Raw genomic sequence first — 20,152 nt, forward strand, 5'->3', positions numbered from 1 at the left:
CCCAACGGCCCACCGGTCCGACCGGTGGCCCCGCATCCGTCATCGGACGCGGGCCGCGCACCTTGAGCGCCCCACGCCGGTGGCCCCGCAGGGCGACCCGACCGCAGCAACGCGCAGCCGGCCGGCGTCGGAGGGCGCAAGGTCTCCGGCCATGACAGCGGCACCATGGGGACCATGTCGAAGGTGAGACGCAGGCGTACCCGAGCACTCCGGGACAAGCTGGCCAAGGGCTTGGGGCGGCGAGCCCTCGTGCGCGTCTCCAGGAGCATCCGCGGTTCGGACACGGTCGAGGGCTTTGTCGTAACCGTTGGGGACGAGTGGCTCCTCCTTGCCGTTCTAGCGCCCACCATCCATTTCGACGGCTACACGGCGCTGCGCCTGCGTGACCTGGCCGAGGTCGAGCTGCTGGACGCGCAGGAGGGCTTCGTGGGACGTGCGCTGAAGGCACGTGGCGAATGGCCTCCGGTCAGGGTGGAGGTGCCTCTGGACGACGTGGCGGACCTCATCCAAGGAGCGGCGAGCGTCGCGCCCCTGGTCACCCTGCATCTGGAGAAGGACGACCCGACGGTGTGCCACGTCGGACGCCCGACACGCCTCACGCGCCGGAGGGTGCACCTCCTGGACATCACGCCGAGCGCGCAGTGGCGGGACCGGCCGCGCCGATGGGCGCTGTCCACCATCACCCGCGTGGACTTCGGGGGCCAGTACGAGCAGGCGCTGTCCCTCGTCGGTGGTGAGCCACCGTCGTAGCCAGCCGCCGGCGGGGCGTCAGTACGTGACCTGATGGGGGCCGTCGGGGGTCCATGGAGGACCTTGCGCGAGGCGGCCTTCAGGCCCCCTGAGTCACCGGGTCGGCTCCCCGCGGCGCGATCGTCGGCTCTCGGGACGCCCGCGCCGACAGCATGGGTGTGGCCACCAGTCCCCAGAACGCGAAAGCGGCACCAGCGACGGGGACGAAGAAGCACCCCAGACCCAGGAGCCAGGAACGACTCAGCAGTCCGGTGAGGACAGCAAGCGTCAACCAGACGGACACCGGAGCCCAGTCCGCAGAGATGCCGATGGGCCCCGCCCAGTCGTTCACCCAGGAGAGCAGACCCAGCAGGCCGAGCCAGAGACAGAGTCCCGCCCCGCTGCGCAAGATGCGGGCCTTGAGGGGAAGGACACCAGGTCGAGCCACCTGCCACTCTCCGTCCAGCAGTCTTCGGGCCCAGGAGAACCGACGGTATGCGTCCGGAGCCCGGCGAGGTGAGTTCAGGACCTCCATGCGACCGGCCTGCCCAGCCGCGCCGTCATCGTCGCGCGGCCTCCACAGTGCCACCAGTCCGCCCGGCGCAACGTCCTTGCTCCGCTTCGTCACCCCGACGGCAGAGGGACGGCAGCGGCCGCGGGGCCAGGATGGCTTAGGCCGATGTCACTCGCCGCTACTCGGCTCGCGACCGCCGCACATCCCTCGACGCTCGCAGACCGTTCAGCCCAGCGTGACCCGCACCGTGCCCTCGTCCGGCGCGTCCCCCGCCTCCTCCGGCGTGGTCCAGCCCGCGTCCGACCGGTCCCGGTCCCACACCTGGCCGGCCACCTCGACCCGGACCACGTCGCGGGCCGAGGCCATGGCCACGGCCGAGTGGGCCAGGGCCCAGGCGACCCGGTCCGGCCGGTCCGCGCCCGCGGCGGACAGCTCGACGACCGCGGCCGGGCGGCCGGCGGGCTCGGTGCCGGTCGCGTCGGTGGCAGCAGGCTCCGGGGCCGCGACGACGTCGCCCGCCTGCCAGCCGGTCGGGCCGAAGTCGTCCAGGTCGGCCAGCAGGGTCGCGGCCTGCTCGGCGGGGGCGGGGCGGTCGGCGTCGACCGCCACGGGCCGCAGTTCGCAGGCCAGCGACGCCGGGGCCAGGCCGTACAGCGCGCTGGCCAGGGCCCGGCCCTCGCCCTCGTGGTCGGCGTAGGCCTCGGGGAAGCCGCTGCGCTGGACCTCCTGGGCAGCCACGGTCACGTCCAGGTCGGTGTAGCCGTCCACCTGCACCAGGGCGTCGTAGAACGCGCCCGTGGCGTACAGCGGGTCCTGGACCTCGCCCTCGCTGCCCCAGCCCTGCGAGGGCCGCTGCTGGAACAGCCCCAGGGAGTCCCGGTCGCCGTAGTCGATGTTGCGCAGCCCGGACTCCTGGATCGCCGTGGCGATGCCGATGGTCGCCGCCCGGGCCGGCAGACCCCGCTGGTTGGCCACGCCCACCACCAGCGCGGCGTAGGCCGTCTGGTCGGGGGCCAGCTCGGCCCGGAACGACACGTCGGCGTCGGTGGGGTCGGCCACGACCGCCGTACAGGTCTGCCGGGCCGTGGCGGGGTCGGGGGCGAAGGCCCGCGCGGCGAACCACACCAGCACCGCCACGAGCGCCACGACGAGCAGGACCAGCACGAGCAGCACCGCCACCCCGCGCAGCAGCCGCGAGGTGGTCCGGCGGCCGTACCCGCCCCGCGGCGGCCCGGACGGACCCGTGACCCGTCCGGGCGTCCCGGTGATGCCGCCGCCCCGGCTCAGCTGTGCAGCGCGGGGTTGAGCTGCACCCCGACGCCGCTGCGGGGCAGGGCCTCGACCTGGCCGGTCACGGAGTTGCGGCGGAACAGCAGCCCGCTGGCCCCGCTCAGCTCGCTGGCCTTGACCACGGTCTGCGAGACGACGCCGTCCTGCGCGCCCGGCAGCAGCGCGACCTTGGTGGCGGCCGTCAGGTACAGGCCGGCCTCGACCACGCAGTCGTCGCCCAGGCTGATGCCGAGACCGGCGTTGGCGCCGACCAGGCAGCGCTCGCCCACGTGGATGACCTCGCTGCCGCCGCCGGACAGCGTGCCCATGATCGACGCACCGCCGCCCACGTCCGAGCCCTCGCCGACCACGACGCCGGCGCTGATCCGGCCCTCGACCATCGACGTGCCCAGCGTGCCCGCGTTGAAGTTGACGAAGCCCTCGTGCATGACGACCGTGCCCTCGGCCAGGTGCGCGCCGAGCCGGACCCGGTCGGCGTCGGCGATGCGGACCCCGCTGGGCACCACGTAGTCGGTCATCCGGGGGAACTTGTCGACGCTGGTGACGACCACGCGCTCGCCGGGGTGCGCGGCCAGCAGCCGGGCCCGGGTCTCGGCGAAGTTCTCGACCGGGCAGGGCCCGAGCGACGTCCACACCACGTTGGACAGCGTGCCGAACAGCCCGTCCAGGACGACCTCGTGCGGGTGGACCAGGCGGTGGCTCAGCAGGTGCAGGCGCAGGTAGGAGTCGACCGCGTCGGCCGGGGCCACGTCCAGGTCGACGGTGGCGCTGCGCACCTCGCGGCGCACGCCGCGGGCGTCGTCGACACCGGCCAGCGCCGTCAGCCGCTCCTCCCAGGCGGCGTCGATCCCGGCCTCGCCGAGGGCGGGGGCGGGGAACCAGGCGTCGAGCACCCGGCCGTCGTGCTCGGCGCCGTGGACGGCTCCGTCGACGACGGTCACCAGTGCAGTTCCGGAGGCAGGTCGGCTCATGCCCGACAGCCTAGACAGGCGTGGCGCCGGGGCCAGGACGTCGGTCCGCCCGACCCGGTTGGTCCGGTCCGACCCAGCGGTACGGTCCAGCGGTGACGACGACGCCTGCCGCCCTGCCCGTCGACGACCCCGTGGCCCTGACCGCCGCCCTGGTCGACATCGCCAGCGTGTCCGGGGACGAGGCGGCGGTCGCCGACGCCGTCGAGGCCCTGCTGCGCCGGCAGCCGCACCTGCAGGTGCGCCGTGACGGCGACGCCGTGCTGGCCCGCACCGCCCTGGGCCGGGCCGAGCGGGTGCTGGTGGCCGGGCACCTGGACACCGTGCCCGTCAAGGACAACGTCCCGTCCTGGCGCGCGGCCCCCGGGGTCGGTGACGACCCCGACGGCGGCGAGGTGATGTGGGGCCGCGGCACCACCGACATGAAGGGCGGCGTCGCCATGGCCCTGGTCGCGGCCTGCACCGTGCCCGAGCCGGTCCGCGACGTCACCTACGTGTTCTACGACTGCGAGGAGGTCGAGGCCGAGCGCAACGGGCTGGGCCGGCTGGCGCGCAACGCGCCCGACTGGCTCCTCGCCGACCTGGCCGTGCTCGGCGAGCCCACCGAGGGCCTGGTCGAGGGCGGCTGCCAGGGCACGCTGCGCGTGGACGTGACCGCCCGCGGCCGGGCGGCTCACTCGGCGCGGGCCTGGCGCGGCGTCAACGCCGTCCACGGCGTCGCGGGGGTGCTGACCCGGCTGGCGGCCTACGAGCCGCGGCGTCCGGTCGTCGACGGGCTGGAGTACCACGAGGGCCTGCAGGCGGTCGGCATCCGCGGCGGGATCGCCGGCAACGTGGTCCCGGACGAGTGCACCGTGAGCGTCAACCACCGCTTCGCCCCGGACCGCTCGGTCGAGGAGGCGTTCGCCCACGTGCAGGAGGTCCTCGCCGGTCTCGACGTGACGCTCACCCTGAGCGACTCCGCCGCCGGCGCGCGACCGGGGCTGGACCGACCCGCCGCGCAGGCCTTCGTCCAGGCCGTCGCCCCGGTGGCCGGGCAGCCGCCGCGGGCCAAGCTGGGCTGGACCGACGTCGCCCGGTTCGCCGCGCTCGGCGTGCCGGCGGTCAACTTCGGCCCCGGTGACCCGCAGCTGGCCCACGCCGACGACGAGCGGGTGCCGGTGGCGCAGCTGGTGGCGTGCAGCGACGCGCTGGTCCGCTGGCTCGCCGGCTGAGGCGGGCGACGACCTAGTCTCGTGCCGTGAACGCCGACGCCGGAGCCACCCGCCGCCCCGGGGGCGGCGACCCCTGGTACCGCCGCGGGCCCATCGGGTTCCGCCGGGACCAGGTGCCCGACCAGACCACCGACGAGCGGCTGCTCGAGACGCCGCGCGACTCCAGCTGGCTGCACCAGGACCCGTGGCGGGTGCTGCGGATCCAGAGCGAGTTCGTCGAGGGCTTCGGCGCGCTGGCCGAGCTCGGCCCGGCCGTGTCGGTGTTCGGCTCCGCCCGCACCCCGGTCGACAGCGACGTCTACCGCCAGGGCGTGCAGGTCGGCCGGCTGCTGGTGCAGGCCGGCTTCGCCGTGGTCACCGGCGGCGGGCCGGGCCTGATGGAGGCGGCCAACAAGGGCGCCTGCGAGGCCGGCGGCACCAGCGTCGGCCTGGGCATCGAGCTGCCCCACGAGCAGGGCATGAACGACTGGGTCGACCTGGCCGTCAACTTCCGCTACTTCTTCGCCCGCAAGACGATGTTCCTCAAGTACTCGCAGGGCTTCGTGGTGCTGCCGGGCGGGTTCGGCACCCTCGACGAGCTGTTCGAGGCCCTGACCCTGGTGCAGACCGGCAAGGTCACCGCGTTCCCGCTGTGCCTGCTCGGCAGCGACTACTGGGGCGGGCTGCTGGACTGGGTGCGGGGCACCCAGCTGGCCGCGGGGACCATCGCCGAGAAGGACCTCGACCTGCTGCGGCTGACCGACGACCCGGAGGAGGCGGTGGCCCTGATGGTCGCCGCGCGGGAGGCCGACGGGCGCGGCTGAGACCGCCGCTGCGGCTGAGACCGCCGCCGTGGCTGCCGCTGCCGCCGGGGCCCGGGGGGCCGCAGGGCGAGCAGCACGCCGCCGACCATCACCAGCCCGCCCACGGTCTCGGCCGCGTTGGGCCGCTGGCCCAGCAGCAGCCACGCCGAGGCCATGGCCACGACGGGCGCCAGCAGCACCCAGGGCACGACGGCCGAGGACGGGTTGCGCGACAGCAGGGTGTTGAACACCCCGTAGCCGACCAGCGAGGCCAGCACGGCGGTGTACAGCGTCGACACGCCGGCCTGCCAGCCGAGGTGGGTCAGGGCCCGGCCGACCTCGGCCGGACCGTCCAGCAGCAGCGACAGGGCCAGTGCGGGCACCGGCACCACCAGGGCCGACCACACCGTCAGCGACAGCCCGCCCCGGACGCCCGAGGCCCGGGACACCACGTTGCCCACCCCCCAGGACACGGCCCCGAGCAGGCAGAGACCCAACGCGAGCAGGCTGACGTCGCCGCTGCGGCCCGTGGCCACCACGACCAGGCCCGCCGTGCCCACCAGGACGCCGAGCACCTGGGCGCCAGTGGGCACCTCACGGAGCGCGCCCGCGGCCACCACCACGGTCACGACCACCTGCGCCTGCAGCACCAGCGCCGCCAGCCCGGGCGGCATCCCCGCGGCCAGCGACAGGTAGAGGAACCCGAACTGGCCCAGCGACATGAGCAGGCCGACCGCGGCCACGACGCGCCAGCCCACGTCCGGGCGGGGGACCAGCCAGATGGCGGGCACCAGCACCACGCAGAAGCGCAGAGCGAGCAGCAGCAGCGGCGGCACGTCCTGCAGGCCCCAGTCGATGACGACGAAGTTCAGGCCCCAGACGGTGGCCACGGCGGCCGCGAGCAGCGAGTCACGTCGGTTCACGTCTCGAGAGTGGGGCTCCGAGACCGTGAAGCACCAGCGAATGATCCTGCACGTGAGACGGTAGCGTTCCTGCATGATCGACCTGTCCGCCCTGGTGGCCCTGCGCGCCGTCGACCGGCACGGCTCGGTGGTCGCGGCCGCCGAGGCCCTGGGGTTCACGCCCAGCGCGGTCTCGCAGCAGGTCAAGCGGCTCGAGCGGCAGACCGGGGTCGTCCTGCTGGAGCGGGTGGGGCGCGGCGTGCTGCTCACCGGGGCCGGGCGGCAGCTGGTCGACGAGGGCGCGCGGCTGCTGCAGGACCTCGAGCAGATCGAGGCCGGCCTGCACCGGCGGGCGGGGGTCGTGGCCGGGCAGCTGCGGCTCACGTCGTTCTCCACCGCGACCCGCGGCCTGGTGGCCCCGGCGGTCCGGGGCCTGCTCGACGCCCACCCGGACCTGCTGCTGCAGCTGACCGAGCGCGAGCCCTGGGACACCGTGGACCTGGTGGCGACCGGGCGGACCGACGTCGGGGTGGTCCACTCCTGGGGCGACGTGGCCCTGTCGATCCCGGAGCACGTGCTGGCCACCCCGCTGGCCGGCGACGTCGCCGACGTCGTGGTGCCCCGCGGGCACCGCCTGGCCTCACGCGACCGGGTCACGCCGCGCGACCTCGTCGACGAGCCGTGGGTGGCGACCCCGTACGGCACCATCTGCCGGGAGTGGCTGGACCGGATGTACGACGGCACGGGTCGGCTCCCGCTCATCGCCCACGAGGCGAGCGAGTTCGACTCCCACCTGGCCCTGGTGCGCGCCGGCCTGGGCGTCGCGCTGGTGCCCCGGCTCGGCCGGCAGCCGCTGGGCGAGGAGCTGGTGGCGGTACCCGCGCACGACCCGGTCCCGACGCGTGCCGTCCTGGCGCTGCACCGGCGCAGCGCGGCGGCCTCGCCGGCCGTCGCGGCGGTCGTGCGCGCGCTGGCCGCGGTGCCCGAGCCCGCCCCTGCGTGACGCCGGGACGTCACCGGTGTTTCGCCCAGGTGACGATCTGCCGTGCCCGATGACGATCGGCGGCACGGGCCCCGACGGCCGGTGCCGAGGGCCCCGCCCCGTGCCACCCTCTGGCCATGGCACGCGACGACGAGGCCCCGCCCGTGACCGGGTTGCGCCTGGGCGGCCGTGCCTTCGCCCCCGGCCGCACCGTCGTCATGGCCGTCGTCAACCGCACCCCGGACTCGTTCTTCGCCGGAGCCCGCCAGCTCGACGACGACGTGGCGTTCGCCGCCGTCGACGAGGCCGTCGCGGCCGGGGCGGACGTGCTGGACGTCGGTGGCGTCAAGGCCGGCCCCGGTGACGACGTGTCAGCCCAGCAGGAGGTCGACCGCGTGGTCGGCTTCGTCGCCGCGGTCCGCGAGCGCCACCCCGGCGTGGTGCTGTCGGTCGACACCTGGCGGGCCGAGGTCGCCGAGCACGCCTGCGCGGCCGGTGCGGGTCTGGTCAACGACACCTGGGCCGGCCACGACCCCGACCTGGTGCACGTGGCGGCCCGGCACGGCGCGGGCTACGTCGTCTCCCACACCGGCGGCGCCACGCCGCGCACCCGGCCGTTCCGCGTCACCTACGGCGCCCACCCCGACGGCGTCGTCGACGACGTCGTCCGCACCCTGACGGCCGGGGCGGCACGCGCCGTCGCCGCCGGGGTCGACCCCGCCTCGGTCCTGGTCGACCCCACCCACGACTTCGGCAAGAACACCCGCCACAGCCTGGCCCTGGTGCGCCGGACCGACGCGGTGGTCGCCATCGGCCACCCGGTCCTGATGGCGCTGTCCCGCAAGGACTTCATCGGCGAGACCCTCGACCTGCCGCCGGACGAACGGCTCGAGGGCACCCTCGCCGCCACGTCCCTGGCCGCCTGGCTGGGGGCCACCGTCTTCCGCTGCCACGACGCCCGCGCGACCAGGAGGGCCCTCGACGTCGTCGAGGCCGTCCGCGGCGACCTGATCCCACCCCGAGCCCTGAGAGGACTCGCATGAACCCCTTCGAGCCCGACTTCGCCCCGCCCGCCGCCGTCACCGCGGTCCCCGACGACCCGGACGCGCTCGGCGTGCCGGGCCTGGCCGACTGGTACCGCACCCGCACCTGGCACGACGTGACCTGGTCCGCGCAGGACCTGGTCCGCGCCAAGGACGGCCGCACGGTCGCCGTCGTGCTGCCGGCGCTGAACGAGGAGACCACCGTGGCCGGGGTGGTGCGGGCGTTCCAGCCGCTCACGCTGCGCCAGGGGCCGGGGCTCGGGCCGCTGGTGGACGAGATCGTGGTCGTGGACTCCGGGTCCACCGACCGCACCATCGAGGTGGCCCGCGCCGCGGGGGCCCGGGTCGTCACCCGCGAGGAGGCGCTGCCGCAGGTCCCGGTCCGGGCCGGCAAGGGCGAGGTGCTGTGGCGGGCGCTGACCGCGACCGACGCCGACGTCATCGTCTACGCCGACTCCGACCTGGTCGACGTGCACGCCAGCCTGGTCACCGGTCTGCTCGGGCCCATCCTGCGCGCCGACGGCGTGCACCTGGTCAAGGCCTTCTACGCCCGCCCCCTGCGGCTGGAGACCGCCACCCAGCGGGCCGGCGGCGGCCGCGTCACCGAGCTGCTGGCCCGGCCGGCCCTGGCCACCTTCGCCCCCGAGCTGGGCGGCATCGTGCAGCCGCTGGGCGGGGAGTACGCCGGCACGCGCGAGCTGCTGGAGCAGGTGCCGTTCGCGGGCGGCTACGGCGTCGAGGTCGGCCTGCTGCTGGACACCCTGACCTGCCTGGGCCTGGATGCCATCGCGCAGGTCGACGTGGGCGTGCGCAAGCACCGCCACCGCGACCTGCTCAGCCTGGGCGTCGCCGCGCAGGAGATCATGCTGACGATCGCGCGGCGCACGGCCGGCCTGGAGCTCGCCCGGGCCATCGCCCGCGGCGGCCCGGGGGCCGACGGCGGGGTGGACCTGGTGCAGTTCGACCAGGCGCCCGACGGCCGCTGGCAGCCGGAGACCACCCACGTCATGGTCCACGACCGCCCGCCCATGGCCGAGGTGCTCGCGTCGCTGCGGGCGGGTTCCTGGCCCGCGGGCGTCGGGCAGCGCTCGGCCTGAGCGCCCGCGGCGGGCCGGGTAGGGCGTCCGTCCGGGGGCCGTGGGACGATCACCGACGTGGACCTGCTCCTCATCGCCCTGCTGCTGGCCGCCCTCGGCGCGGTCGTGGTCGTCGCGCTCGGCAAGGTGGGCGGCGGCCTGGCCCCGGTGGCCCCTGACGCCGTGCCGGCCCTCGACGACCCGGTGAGCCGGGCGGCCGACCTGGACCGCGCCCGGTTCACTCTGGCCGTCCGTGGCTACCGGATGGACCAGGTCGACACGGTGCTGGACCAGGCCCGTGACCTGCTGGCCGCGAAGGACGACGAGATCGCCCGGCTGCGGCGGCTCGTGCCGGTCGAGCGGCACCCGGTCCAGCCGCGCACCGACCTGGGCCGCACGGAGGACGGGGTCGACGAGCCTGCCGCCGCCGAGCCTGCTCCCGCGCCGGAGACCGCCCCCACGCCCGAGCCCGCCCCCACGCCCGAGTCCCCCGCCGCGGCCGAGACCCCCGCCGCGGCCGAGACCCCCGCCGCGGCCGAGAGCGCGCCCGCACCCGAGAGCGCGCCCGCGCCCGACCTCGCCGCCGCGGAGAGCGACCCCGACCCCGCGCCCGACTCCGCGCCGGGCCCGCGCCCGTGACCCGGTTCGTCGCCAGCGTCGAGGTCGACGCGCCCGCGGTCGACGTGTGGGACCTGATGACGGACTGGCCCGCCCACGGCCGCTGGGTGCCTCTGACCCGGGTGCGGGTGCTGACGCCGCTCGCCACAGGGGTCGGGGCGCGGTTCGTCGGTCGCAGCTCCCTGGCGGTGGTGGGGCTGGACGCCGTGGGCTTCGACGACCCGATGGAGGTCACCCGCTGGCAGCCGCCCGTCGGTGACCGGGCGGGCCGTTGCGACGTGCGCAAGCTCGGTCGCGTCGTGCGCGGCACCGCGGGCTTCGACGTCGTGCCGCTGACCGGTCGGGACGGACGGCCCCGCACCCGCGTGGTGTGGGAGGAGGACATCGACATCGCCCCCAGGCCGCTGACCCGGCTGGTGGGGCCGCTGGTGGCGCTGGCGGGCCGGCTGGCGTTCACCGCGACGCTGCGGACCATGGGCCGCGAGCTGAGCGGTCGGCGGTGACCGTCCCGCGGCGCAGGCCCCGCGTGGTGACGGGCGCCGCGCACCGCGTGGTGACGGGCGCCGGGGCCTCGTCGTGACCGGGGCCGTGGTCGGCCCCGACGGCCTCGCTCGCTGCCCCTGGGGCGTGTCGCCGCCCAAGTACGCGGTCTACCACGACGAGGAGTGGGGCCGCCCGGTCCGCGGGGAGCAGGCGCTGTTCGAGCGGCTCAGCCTCGAGGCGTTCCAGTCCGGCCTGTCGTGGTTGACGATCCTGCGCAAACGCGAGGCGTTCCGGGCCGCGTTCGCCGGGTTCGACCCCGGGGTCGTGGCCCGCTTCGACGCGACGGACGAGGCCCGGCTGCTGGCCGACGCCGGCATCGTCCGCAACGTGGCGAAGGTGCGCGCCACCGTCGGCAACGCCCGGGCCGTCCTGGCCCTGCGTGACGAGGGCGGGCTGGACGAGCTCGTCTGGCGCCACCGCCCGCCGCCGCGCGGGCACCGCCCCGCCGGTCCGGAGGACGTCCCGGCCACCACGCCGGAGTCGGTGGCCCTGGCCAAGGCCCTCAAGCGGGCCGGCCTGTCGTTCGTGGGCCCCACGACCGCCTACGCGGCCATGCAGGCCTGCGGGCTGGTCGACGACCACCTGCAGGGCTGCCACGTCCCGCCGGCGGCCTGACCGCGGCCCGACGCCCAGCCCGACCAGGAGCCGACGCGCAGCCCCGACGCGCAGCCCGACGCGCAGCCCGACCAGCAGCCCGACCAGCAGCCCGACCAGCAGCCAGGGCTCAGCGGGCGTGGAACTCCGGCTTCTGCTTGGCCAGGAACGACCGCACCGCCTCGGCGTGGTCCCGGGTGGACCCGGTGGCCGTCATCTGCTCCGACTCGTGCGCGAGCGAGGCGGGCAGGTCGTGGCTGGCCGAGTACGCCACGGCCCGCCGGACGGCCGCGTAGGCCAGGGTCGGACCGGCGGCCAGCGCGGCGGCGACCTCGGCGGCCCGGTCGGCCAGCTGCTCGTCGGGCACCACCTCGCTGACCAGGCCGATGGCCAGCGCCTCCTCGGCCCGCACGGTGCGCGGGCGCAGCAGCAGGTCCATGGCCCGCCCGCCGCCCACCAGCCGCGGCAGGTACCAGGTGGCCCCGGAGTCCGCCGACAGACCGATCCCGGTGAAGGCCAGGTTGAACCCCGCCGAGGCCCCGAGCAGGCGCAGGTCGGCGGCCATGGCGAACGACGCGCCCGCCCCCGCGGCCACGCCGTTGACCGCGGCCACCACGGGCTTGGGCATGGTCGCCAGCAGCGTGCTGATGGGGTTGTAGTGCGTCGGCACGGTCGCCCACAGCGAGCTCAGGTCGCCGGAGCCGAGCACCTCGGCGTGCTCGCGCAGGTCCTGGCCCACCGAGAACGCCCGTCCCGTGCCGGTCAGCACGACGCAGCGGACGGTGTCGTCGGCGGCCACCTGCTCGAGGGCGGCCAGCAGGGCCACCTTGGTCGCCGTCGTCATGGAGTTCATCGCCGCGGGGCGGTCGAGGACGACCGTGGCCACCGCGCCGGCGGTCTCGACCCGGACCGGCGGCTGGTCCGTGGGGCTGTCCTGCTCGCTCACGGCGTGCTCCCGCTGCTCCTGACGGCGTCCCGGCTGGACCCCGTCGTCGCCCGAGACGCTAGCCGAGGTGGTGGACGCGCACGTGATGGCCCCACGTGAGGTCGCGCGAGGGGGATAATGGACCCATCACCGCCGTCCGCACCCCGTGGTCGGCTGCGAGGTGGCCGTTCGGCCACGACACCGAAGGAGTGGATGATGGCCGCGATGAAGCCCCGCACGGGGGATGGTCCTCTGGAGGTCACGAAGGAGGGCCGCGGGATCGTCATGCGGGTGCCGCTCGAGGGTGGCGGACGACTCGTGGTCGAGATGACCCCCGCCGAGGCCGGGGAGCTGGGCGACGCCCTCAAGGCCGTCGTCAGCTGACTCGCACGACCGGACCGCGAGGTCCACGCACGACCGGACCGCGAGGTCCACGCACGACCGGCCTGCCGGGCGAGAGCCCTGCAGGCCGGTCCCGTCTCAGCGCTTGACGGCGAGCAGCACCCCGTCGCCGACCGGGACCACGGTCCGGACCAGCGACTCGTCCTCGGCGACGGCCTTGAGCAGCTCGCGCGAGGCCGTGGTGCGCTGGTCGCGCTGGGCGGGGTCGGGCACCCGGTCCTTGGCCAGCGCGTCGGACACCACGAGCACGCCGCCGCGGCGCAGCAGGCGCAGCGCCTCGGCCAGCACCAGGGCGCTGACCCGGGCGTCATCGACGTCCACGTGCACCAGGTCGTAGCCGCCGTCGGCCAGCCGGGGCAGCACGTCCACGGCGTCACCGTGGATGATCCGGGCGCGGTTGCCGCGCACCCCGGCGGCGCCCAGCGCGGCCCGGGCGGCGTTCTGGTGCTCGACCTCCGTGTCGATGCTGGTCAGCACGCCGTCGGCGGGCATGGCCTCGAGCATGCGGAGGGCGGCGACGCCGGCGCCCGTGCCCACGTCGACCACCACGCGCCCCGGCAGGGACGCGGCGAGCACGGCCAGCAGGGCGCCCGTGCCGGGCGAGACCGCCGTGACGCCGAGCTCGGCCGCCCGGGCCCGCGCGTCCATCACCGCGGCCGACTCCTCGACCCAGTTCTCGGTCCAGGTCCAGCTGCCTGCCTTCGACGCGCTCATGCGGCTCACAGTAGTGACGCCGGGCCCCGTCGCGGTGCCGCCACGAGCCGCCGCGGGGCCGGGAATGCCCGGGGTCGTCCCGGCGCTCCCAGGTTGTCCACAGGTTGTGCGGGCAGCATGCGGTCAGGAGGTGGCGTGATGGACACCAGTGGTGGCAGCGCGACAGCAGGTTCGGTGGTCCTTCCGGCGACCCGGACGGCCGGTGACGCCACGGTGCTCACCGACGCCGAGGGGGCCGTCTGGGTGAAGCCCACCTGGGAGGAGGTCGTCCGCGACCACTCCGCACGGGTGTACCGCCTGGCCTACCGGCTGACCGGCAACCCCTACGACGCGGAGGACATCACCCAGGAGGTGTTCGTGCGGGTGTTCCGCTCGCTCGACTCCTACCGGCCGGGGACGTTCGAGGGCTGGCTGCACCGGATCACGACGAACCTGTTCCTGGACACGGTGCGCCGCAAGCAGCGGCAGCGCACCGACGCCCTGGCCGAGGACGCCGCCGAGCGGCTGCCCGGCCGGGAGCCCGGCCCCGAGCGTGAGTTCGAGTTCCGCCACCTGACCGACGACGTGCAGGCGGCGTTGGACGCCCTGTCGCCGGACTTCCGGGCCGCGGTCGTGCTGAGCGACATCGAGGGCCTGACCTACGAGGAGATCGCCACCACGCTCGGCATCAAGCTGGGGACCGTGCGCTCCCGGATCCACCGTGGCCGGGCCCAGCTGCGGCGCTCGCTCGAGCACCGCCGCCCCCGGCGAGGTGCGGCCATGACGTCGCTGCTCTCCGGTGGCGTCGCCTGAGGGCAGCGCCGTGCCCGGACCGCCCCATCCCGGGGCGTCGCTGAGCGCCTACGTCGACGGCCGGCTGCCGGCGTGGCGCCGCGGGGTCGTCGGGCGGCACCTGTCGGCGTGCACCCGCTGCGCGGTGGAGGCGGAGCGGCTGCGAGCCCTGCGTCGGCTGCTGGCGGACTCGCCGGTGCCGCCGCCCCCTCCCGAGCTGCAGGAGCGGCTGCTGGCCATCGGCCGCCCGGCGCCCGGGCCCGTCCCGGACCCGGCCGACCCCCCGGTCCGCCCGGCCCGCCCGCTGGTGGGAGCGGCGGCCGTGCTGACCGCCGTCCTGCTGGTGCTGGGCGCGGCCGGGGTCGGGGCGGTCGTCACGGGCGCCATGACCCCCACGTCCGGTGGCGGTGCCCGGGCGTCCTTCTCCACCGTCCTGCCGCGGCTGCTGTCGTGGCCGCCGGCCGACCCCCGCGGTGCAACCACCGTCGGGGACGTCGACAATGGCGACCGTCCCTGACGAGAGGTCCCGATGACTGACAACGAGCCCGACCAGCCCGCGCGCCCGGAGGGCCCGGCGGACGACACCGCCGCGGCGCCGTCGCCCTGGGTGTCCGAGCCGCCGCGCTACGGGCCGCCCGCGCCCACCGGTGCCGTGCGCTCGCCCTGGTCGTCCGGCAGCCACGACACCCAGCCCGTGGACCGACCCCAGGCGTACGACCCGACCCGGTCGTCGGACCGGCCGCAGTCGTTCGACCAGACCCAGCCGCTGGACCGGACCCAGTCGTTCGACCGGCCGCAGTCGTTCGGCCGGCCGCAGTCGTTCGACCGGACCCAGTCGTTCGACCAGACCCAGTCGTTCGACCAGACCCAGTCGTTCGACCAGACCCAGTCCTTCGACCAGACCCAGTCGTTCGACCGGCCGCAGCCGCAGCCGCTGCCGCCGGTCGCGGCCCAGCCGTGGGCGCAGGCCCCGCAGACCGGGTCGGGGGCCGGGGGCTGGGGCGAGCAGCCGGCCTGGACCCACCAGCCGCCGGCGCAGACCCAGGTGGACACGCTCGGGCGGGCCCGACGCGGTCGCCGCGGCGGGGCGGGCTTCGTGGCGCTCGTCGTGGCGCTGTCCCTGCTGGCGGGCCTGCTGGGCGGGGTGCTGGGGTCCGTGCTGACCGACCGCACCGACCTGGTGGGTGCGGGCTCCTCGGCGCGGCCCGGCAACGGCGACGGCAGCGCCTCGGCCGCCGACGACGACGCCGACGCGGTCGCCCCGGCGCTGCCGCAGGGCGAGACCGGGTCGGTGGCCCAGATCGCCGCCCAGGTCCTGCCCAGCGTGGTGTCCATCAGCGTCAGCACCGGCCAGGGCAACGGCACCGGTTCGGGGTTCGTGATCGACGACGAGGGTCTGATCGTCACCAACAACCACGTCATCGCGGCCGGTGGTACCGAGCCGGCGGGCGACATCGTCGTGGAGCTGTCGGACGGCGCCCAGGCGCCCGCGGAGGTGGTGGGCACCGACGCGTCCTACGACATCGCGGTGCTGCGGATCGACCCGGCAGAGACCGGCGGCCTGGTCGAGCTGCCCTTCGGCGACTCCGACCGGGTGGTCGTGGGGGAGCAGGTCGTGGCCGTGGGGGCCCCGCTCGGGCTCGACGCCACCGTCACCACGGGCATCGTCAGCGCGCTCAACCGGCCCGTGTCCGCCGGTGACGCCCAGCAGCAGGCGTTCATCAACGCCATCCAGACCGACGCGGCCATCAACCCCGGCAACTCCGGCGGACCGCTGGTCAACATGCGCGGCGAGGTCGTGGGCGTGAACTCCGCGATCGCCCAGGCCCCCGGCGGGCAGACCGGCGGCAGCATCGGCCTCGGCTTCTCGATCCCCAGCAACCAGGCCGAACGCACCGCGGGCCAGCTGGTCACCGACGGCGTCGCCACGTTCCCCGTGGTCGGGGTCCTGCTGGATCGCTCCTACACCGGCGAGGGCGTCCGCATCGTCACCGACGAGGACGCCACCGACGCGCCGCCCGTCACCCCGGGCGGGCCCGCCGACGCGGCCGGGCTGCAGGCCGGGGACGTCATCCTGGCCTTCGAGGGGCGGCCCATGACGGAGTCGGACGAGCTGGTCGTGGCCATCCGCGCCCGCGAGCCCGGCGACGAGGTCACGCTCACCGTGCGTCGCGGTGACGAGGTGTTCGACGTGAACCTGGTGCTGGAGGCCGGCGACCAGGGATGATCGGTCCCGGCTAGTCTCGGTCCGACCCCTGCAGGAGGTGCTCAGTGCTGGACATCAACGGTGGCGAGTTCATCGTGCTGGCGCTGCTGGCTGCGCTCCTGCTGGGGCCGGACCGGCTCCCGGAGCTGGCCCGTGGTGCCGCACGCCTGATCCGGCGGGGCCGCGACTTCGCCACGGGCGCGTCGGCCCAGATGAAGGACGAGATGGGGGTCGACCTCGACGGGGTCGACTGGCGGCGCTACGACCCGCGGCAGTACCACCCGCGCCGGATCGTGCAGAACGCCCTCAGCGACGCCTTCGAGGACGACGAGGGTCAGCCCCGCCGCACGGCCGGGGCGGGCCAGACCGGCAGCAAGCCGGGCGCGGCGGCGTCGGCGGCCAAGCGGGCCGAGGCGGCCCGGGCCACCCCGACCGGCTCCGTGACCCCCCGCCCGGGGGCGGCGGCCAGGCCGCAGGCCAACCGCGCCGTGACGGCCGGACCGGGCTCCGCGGCCCGGGACGACGCGCGGGGTCCCGGCGCCACCACCCCGCGCCCGCCGAGCCCCGCCCCGTCCAGCTGGGCCGAGGCGGCCCGCCGTGCGGGCGTGGACGACGACGCGACCTGACGTCGCGGGCCCGGCCCGGCCGGCGTCCCCGACCCGACGCCGCAGCGACCTGACGCCGCAGCTACCTGACGCCGCAGCTACCTGACGCCGCGGCGCGGGCTGCGTCCTGGGTCAGCCCGGGACGGGGCTGAGCCCGAGCGGTCGGCCGACGAGGCTCTGGCGCCGCCGGGACAGGCCCCGGGCGATGCCCCGCAACGCGGTGGCGGCGGGGGAGTCCGGGTCGGCCAGCACGACGGGGCGACCGGCGTCACCGCCCTCGCGGACGGCCACGTCGAGCGGCACCTGGCCCAGCAGGGGCACGTCCGTGCCGAGGGAGCGGGACAGCGACTCCGAGACGGTGCGCCCGCCGCCGCTGCCGAACACCTCCATCCGGGAGCCGTCGGGCAGCTCCAGCCACGACATGTTCTCGATGACCCCGGCCACGTGCTGGCGGGTCTGCGCCGCGATCGACCCGGCCCGTTCGGCCACCTCGGCCGCCGCCTGCTGCGGCGTGGTCACCACCAGCAGCTCCGAGCCGGGCAGCAGCTGGGCCACGCTGATGGCGATGTCGCCGGTGCCGGGCGGCAGGTCGAGCAGCAGCACGTCGAGCTCGCCCCAGAACACGTCGACGAGGAACTGCTGCAGCGCGCGGTGCAGCATGGGCCCGCGCCACACCACGGCCTGGTTGCCGGGCACGAACATGCCGATCGAGATGACCTTCACGTCGTGGGCGATGGGGGGCAGGATCATCTCGTCCACGCGGGTGGGCGGGCGGTCCACACCGAGCATCCGCGGCACCGAGAAGCCGTGCACGTCGGCGTCCAGGACGCCGACGGACAGGCCCTGCTGCTGCATGGCCACGGCCAGGTTGACCGTGACGCTGCTCTTGCCGACCCCGCCCTTGCCGGAGGCCACGGCGAAGACCCGGGTCCGGGACCCGGCCCGCGAGAACGGGACCTCCTTCTCGGGGGTGCCGCCGCGCAGCATGGTGCGCAGCTCCTCGCGCTGCTCCGGGCTCATCACGTCCAGCTCGACCGTGACCTCGCTGACGCCGTCCAGGGCGCCGACGGCGGCGGTGACCGAGCTGGTCAGGGTGTCCTTCATCGGGCAGCCTGCGACCGTCAGGTACAGCGCGACGTGGACCACCCCGTCGGGTCCCACCTCGACGTCCTTGACCATGCCCAGCTCGGTGATCGGGCGGCGGATCTCGGGGTCGTCGACCGAGCCCAGCGCGGTGCGGACCGCGTCGGGGCTCGGGGGGGCCGTCAGGGAGGTGCTCACCCCCCCAGGGTAGGAGCCGGGTGGGCGTGCTCGGTCGCCGGGCCGTGCCCGTGCGGGGTGCGGCACCACGGGCACAGCGCCCAGGCCGGGTCGAGGTCCTTGTCGCAGCCGCGGCACCGGGCCGCCTCCAGGTCGGCGGAGCACCAGGGGCAGGCGACCATGCCGCGCTCCACGGGCCGCTCGCACACCGCGCAGGCGCTGCCGCCGGTGTGGTCGCTGGTCGTGACGCGCAGGACCTCCTCGAACGTGGTGCGTCCGTCCATGGCCTTGGCCAGGGCCGAGGCGCGCAGCGTCTGCATGCCGGCCGCCTTGGCCTGGGCGAGCACGGCGTCCTCGGAGGGGTCCCGGACCAGGATGCGGCGCATCTCGGCGTCGACCGACAGCACCTCGTAGACCGCGGTGCGGCCCTGGTACCCGGTCCCGCCGCAGTCCTGGCAGCCCAGGCCGCGGCGCGGGGTCGCCTCGAGGATGTCCTCGGTGCGCAGGCCCAGCAGGGCCAGCACGTCGGCCGCCGGGACGTACGGCTCGCCGCACTGCGCGCAGGGTCGGCGGACCAGCCGCTGGGCCACGGCCAGGGTCAGCGAGCTGGCGACGAGGAACGGGTCGGAGCCCATGTCGATGAGCCGGGTCAGCGCGGCGGCCGCGGAGTTGGTGTGCAGCGTGGTGAGCACCAGGTGCCCGGTCAGGGCGGCCTTGAGGGCGAGCTCGGCGGTCTCGCCGTCGCGCACCTCGCCGACCAGGACGATGTCGGGGTCCTGCCGCAGCACCGAGCGCAGCCCGGCCTGGAACGTCATGCCGGCCTTGTTGTTCACCTGCACCTGCGTGATGCCGGGCAGCTGGACCTCGACCGGGTCCTCCAGGGTGACGATGTTCTTCTCGGGGTCGAGCACCTCCGCGATGCCCGCGTACAGCGTGTTGGTCTTGCCCGAGCCCGTCGGCCCCGTGATCAGCACCAGGCCCTGCGGGGTGGCCAGGGCGCGGCGGAACGTGGCGAGCTGGTCCGGCTCGAAGCCCAGCACGGCCAGGCTGGGCACGTCGTCGCCCTTGGTGAGGATCCGGATGACGGCCTTCTCGCCGTGCAGGCTGGGCAGGGTCGAGACCCGGGTGTCGATCCGGGCGCCGTTGACCACGATCTGGGTGCGGCCGTCCTGGGGCACGCGGCGTTCGGCGATGTCCAGGCCGCTGACGATCTTGATCCGGCTGAGCACCGCGCCGGCCGCCTTGCGCGGCGCGGTCATGACGTCGCGCAGGATGCCGTCGATGCGGAAGCGGACCCGCAGGCTGTCGCGCTGGGTCTCCACGTGGATGTCGCTGGCGTTCAGCTGCACGGCCTCGTGGAAGATCTTGTTGACCAGCTGGACGGTGGGCGCGTCGTCGACGCCGGAGGAGTCGAGGTCCTCGGTCACGTCCTCGCCGATGCCGGAGACCATCTCGGTCAGGCCGACGCCGCCGGAGGACAGCCCCCAGGCGCGGCGCAGCTGATCCCGGATCTGCGACTCGATGGCGATGATGGGCAGCACCTCGGTGCCCAGCGTCAGCCGGACGTCGTCCAGGGCCAGCACGTTGGTGGGGTCGGACATCGCCACGACGTAGCGGCCGTCGCTCAGCTGCTGCACGACGACGCTGCCGCTGCGCTCGCTCAGCTGCTGCGGCAGGCGCCGCACGACCGCCGGGTCGATGGCCAGCGTCGACAGGTCGATGGTGTCCATGCCCAGCTGCTCGGCGAGGGTGACGGCGATGTCGCGCTCGTCGACGAACCCCAGGTTGATCAGGGTCTGGCCCAGCCGCTTGCGGGGCCCCAGCGCCTGCTGCGCCGCCAGCGCCTGCTGCAGCTGCTCGGCCGCGATGACGCCGGCGTCCACCAGCAGGTCGCCGAGCCGGCGCCGTCCGTTCTCGCCGTTGCCTCGTCGGGGCACGGTGCCGTCAGGCGTCTCGATGAGGGTCACCGGGGGGTGATCGGCAGAACGGGGGACGGTCTTGACACCGGGTTCCG

Annotated in this window: 20 protein-coding genes and 1 pseudogene; 14 read left to right on the top strand and 7 right to left on the bottom strand. The window is 75.5% G+C overall.

Going from position 1 to position 20,152, the window contains the following annotated elements:
• Window positions 1–174: 174 nt before the first annotated feature.
• A complete protein-coding gene (locus tag SJY06_RS07295) occupies window positions 175–750 on the top strand; it encodes a hypothetical protein (RefSeq protein ID WP_380166115.1) in 576 nt (191 codons plus the stop codon).
• A 718-nt stretch (window positions 751–1,468) separates the two neighbouring features.
• Here SJY06_RS07295 and SJY06_RS07300 read toward each other — a convergent pair.
• Together SJY06_RS07300 and dapD are read right to left on the bottom strand one after the other, a co-directional pair.
• The gene (locus SJY06_RS07300) at window positions 1,469–2,422 is read right to left on the bottom strand and encodes a hypothetical protein (protein WP_380166117.1); all 954 of its coding nucleotides are present in this window, start codon (window positions 2,420–2,422) and stop codon (window positions 1,469–1,471) included.
• 104 nt (window positions 2,423–2,526) lie between these two features.
• A complete protein-coding gene (dapD, locus tag SJY06_RS07305) occupies window positions 2,527–3,504 on the bottom strand; it encodes a 2,3,4,5-tetrahydropyridine-2,6-dicarboxylate N-succinyltransferase (RefSeq protein ID WP_380166119.1) in 978 nt (325 codons plus the stop codon).
• 92 nt (window positions 3,505–3,596) lie between these two features.
• Here dapD and dapE point away from each other — a divergent pair, with 92 nt between their 5' ends.
• Together dapE and SJY06_RS07315 are read left to right on the top strand one after the other, a co-directional pair.
• Entirely contained in the window at window positions 3,597–4,715 is a 1,119-nt protein-coding gene (gene dapE / locus SJY06_RS07310) for a succinyl-diaminopimelate desuccinylase (RefSeq protein WP_380166121.1), read from the top strand.
• A 26-nt stretch (window positions 4,716–4,741) separates the two neighbouring features.
• On the top strand, window positions 4,742–5,518 hold the full coding sequence (locus tag SJY06_RS07315; protein WP_380166123.1) for a TIGR00730 family Rossman fold protein: 777 nt from the start codon (window positions 4,742–4,744) through the stop codon (window positions 5,516–5,518).
• A 74-nt stretch (window positions 5,519–5,592) separates the two neighbouring features.
• Here SJY06_RS07315 and SJY06_RS07320 read toward each other — a convergent pair.
• Window positions 5,593–6,495: pseudogene (locus tag SJY06_RS07320) on the bottom strand (EamA family transporter); the annotation flags it as partial.
• On the opposite strand from SJY06_RS07320, the gene SJY06_RS07325 reads away from it, so the two are divergent.
• From SJY06_RS07325 to SJY06_RS07350, 6 genes are all read left to right on the top strand, one after another.
• Complete coding sequence (locus SJY06_RS07325) at window positions 6,494–7,402, top strand: LysR family transcriptional regulator (protein WP_380166125.1); 909 nt, start codon at window positions 6,494–6,496, stop codon at window positions 7,400–7,402. The pseudogene SJY06_RS07320 and the gene SJY06_RS07325 sit on opposite strands and share 2 nt — an antisense overlap.
• 116 nt (window positions 7,403–7,518) lie before the next feature.
• Window positions 7,519–8,424, top strand: a complete 906-nt coding sequence (gene folP / locus SJY06_RS07330; protein ID WP_380166127.1) for a dihydropteroate synthase — start codon at window positions 7,519–7,521, stop codon at window positions 8,422–8,424.
• Window positions 8,421–9,521: a glucosyl-3-phosphoglycerate synthase gene (locus tag SJY06_RS07335; protein WP_380166129.1), complete on the top strand. Its 1,101-nt coding sequence runs from the start codon at window positions 8,421–8,423 to the stop codon at window positions 9,519–9,521. The genes folP and SJY06_RS07335 overlap by 4 nt, the downstream gene beginning before the upstream one ends.
• Window positions 9,522–9,578: 57 nt before the next feature.
• Window positions 9,579–10,139 carry a DivIVA domain-containing protein gene (locus SJY06_RS07340; protein WP_380166131.1) on the top strand — a complete coding sequence of 187 codons (561 nt, stop codon included), beginning with the start codon at window positions 9,579–9,581 and terminating at the stop codon, window positions 10,137–10,139.
• Window positions 10,136–10,621: an SRPBCC family protein gene (locus tag SJY06_RS07345; protein ID WP_380166133.1), complete on the top strand. Its 486-nt coding sequence runs from the start codon at window positions 10,136–10,138 to the stop codon at window positions 10,619–10,621. Before SJY06_RS07340 ends, SJY06_RS07345 begins: the two co-directional genes overlap by 4 nt.
• 73 nt (window positions 10,622–10,694) lie before the next feature.
• Window positions 10,695–11,276, top strand: coding sequence for a DNA-3-methyladenine glycosylase I (locus tag SJY06_RS07350; protein ID WP_380166135.1), 582 nt, complete (start codon window positions 10,695–10,697; stop codon window positions 11,274–11,276).
• A 109-nt stretch (window positions 11,277–11,385) separates the two neighbouring features.
• Here the strand turns inward: SJY06_RS07350 and SJY06_RS07355 are convergent, their stop codons facing one another.
• Window positions 11,386–12,201 carry an enoyl-CoA hydratase/isomerase family protein gene (locus tag SJY06_RS07355; RefSeq protein WP_380166137.1) on the bottom strand — a complete coding sequence of 272 codons (816 nt, stop codon included), beginning with the start codon at window positions 12,199–12,201 and terminating at the stop codon, window positions 11,386–11,388.
• Between the two features lie 195 nt (window positions 12,202–12,396).
• Between SJY06_RS07355 and SJY06_RS07360 the strand changes: the two genes are divergently transcribed.
• Entirely contained in the window at window positions 12,397–12,564 is a 168-nt protein-coding gene (locus tag SJY06_RS07360; protein WP_380166139.1) for a DUF3117 domain-containing protein, read from the top strand.
• Window positions 12,565–12,660: 96 nt separating this feature from the next.
• On the opposite strand, the gene SJY06_RS07365 is transcribed toward SJY06_RS07360, so the two are convergent.
• The gene (locus tag SJY06_RS07365) at window positions 12,661–13,296 is read right to left on the bottom strand and encodes an O-methyltransferase (RefSeq protein WP_380166141.1); all 636 of its coding nucleotides are present in this window, start codon (window positions 13,294–13,296) and stop codon (window positions 12,661–12,663) included.
• Window positions 13,297–13,434: 138 nt separating this feature from the next.
• Here SJY06_RS07365 and sigE point away from each other — a divergent pair, with 138 nt between their 5' ends.
• From sigE to SJY06_RS07385, 4 genes are read left to right on the top strand one after another with little or no spacing between them, the layout of a single operon-like run.
• Window positions 13,435–14,088: an RNA polymerase sigma factor SigE gene (gene sigE / locus SJY06_RS07370; protein ID WP_380169683.1), complete on the top strand. Its 654-nt coding sequence runs from the start codon at window positions 13,435–13,437 to the stop codon at window positions 14,086–14,088.
• A 10-nt stretch (window positions 14,089–14,098) separates the two neighbouring features.
• Entirely contained in the window at window positions 14,099–14,584 is a 486-nt protein-coding gene (locus SJY06_RS07375) for a zf-HC2 domain-containing protein (RefSeq protein WP_380166143.1), read from the top strand.
• Between the two features lie 12 nt (window positions 14,585–14,596).
• On the top strand, window positions 14,597–16,294 hold the full coding sequence (locus SJY06_RS07380) for a trypsin-like peptidase domain-containing protein (RefSeq protein ID WP_380166145.1): 1,698 nt from the start codon (window positions 14,597–14,599) through the stop codon (window positions 16,292–16,294).
• A gap of 44 nt (window positions 16,295–16,338) precedes the next feature.
• Window positions 16,339–16,899 (top strand): twin-arginine translocase TatA/TatE family subunit, encoded by a 561-nt coding sequence (locus SJY06_RS07385; protein ID WP_380166147.1) that lies wholly within the window; start codon window positions 16,339–16,341, stop codon window positions 16,897–16,899.
• Window positions 16,900–17,010: 111 nt separating this feature from the next.
• Here SJY06_RS07385 and SJY06_RS07390 read toward each other — a convergent pair whose 3' ends face one another.
• Together SJY06_RS07390 and SJY06_RS07395 are read right to left on the bottom strand one after the other, a co-directional pair.
• Window positions 17,011–18,159 carry an Mrp/NBP35 family ATP-binding protein gene (locus SJY06_RS07390; RefSeq protein WP_380166149.1) on the bottom strand — a complete coding sequence of 383 codons (1,149 nt, stop codon included), beginning with the start codon at window positions 18,157–18,159 and terminating at the stop codon, window positions 17,011–17,013.
• On the bottom strand, window positions 18,156–20,105 hold the full coding sequence (locus tag SJY06_RS07395) for an ATPase, T2SS/T4P/T4SS family (protein WP_380166151.1): 1,950 nt from the start codon (window positions 20,103–20,105) through the stop codon (window positions 18,156–18,158). The genes SJY06_RS07390 and SJY06_RS07395 overlap by 4 nt, the downstream gene beginning before the upstream one ends.
• Window positions 20,106–20,152: the final 47 nt, after the last annotated feature.

Origin of the sequence: Jannaschia sp. R86511 (assembly GCF_042466345.1) — a bacterium.
Lineage (GTDB): Bacteria > Actinomycetota > Actinomycetes > Actinomycetales > JBBAYJ01 > Aquipuribacter.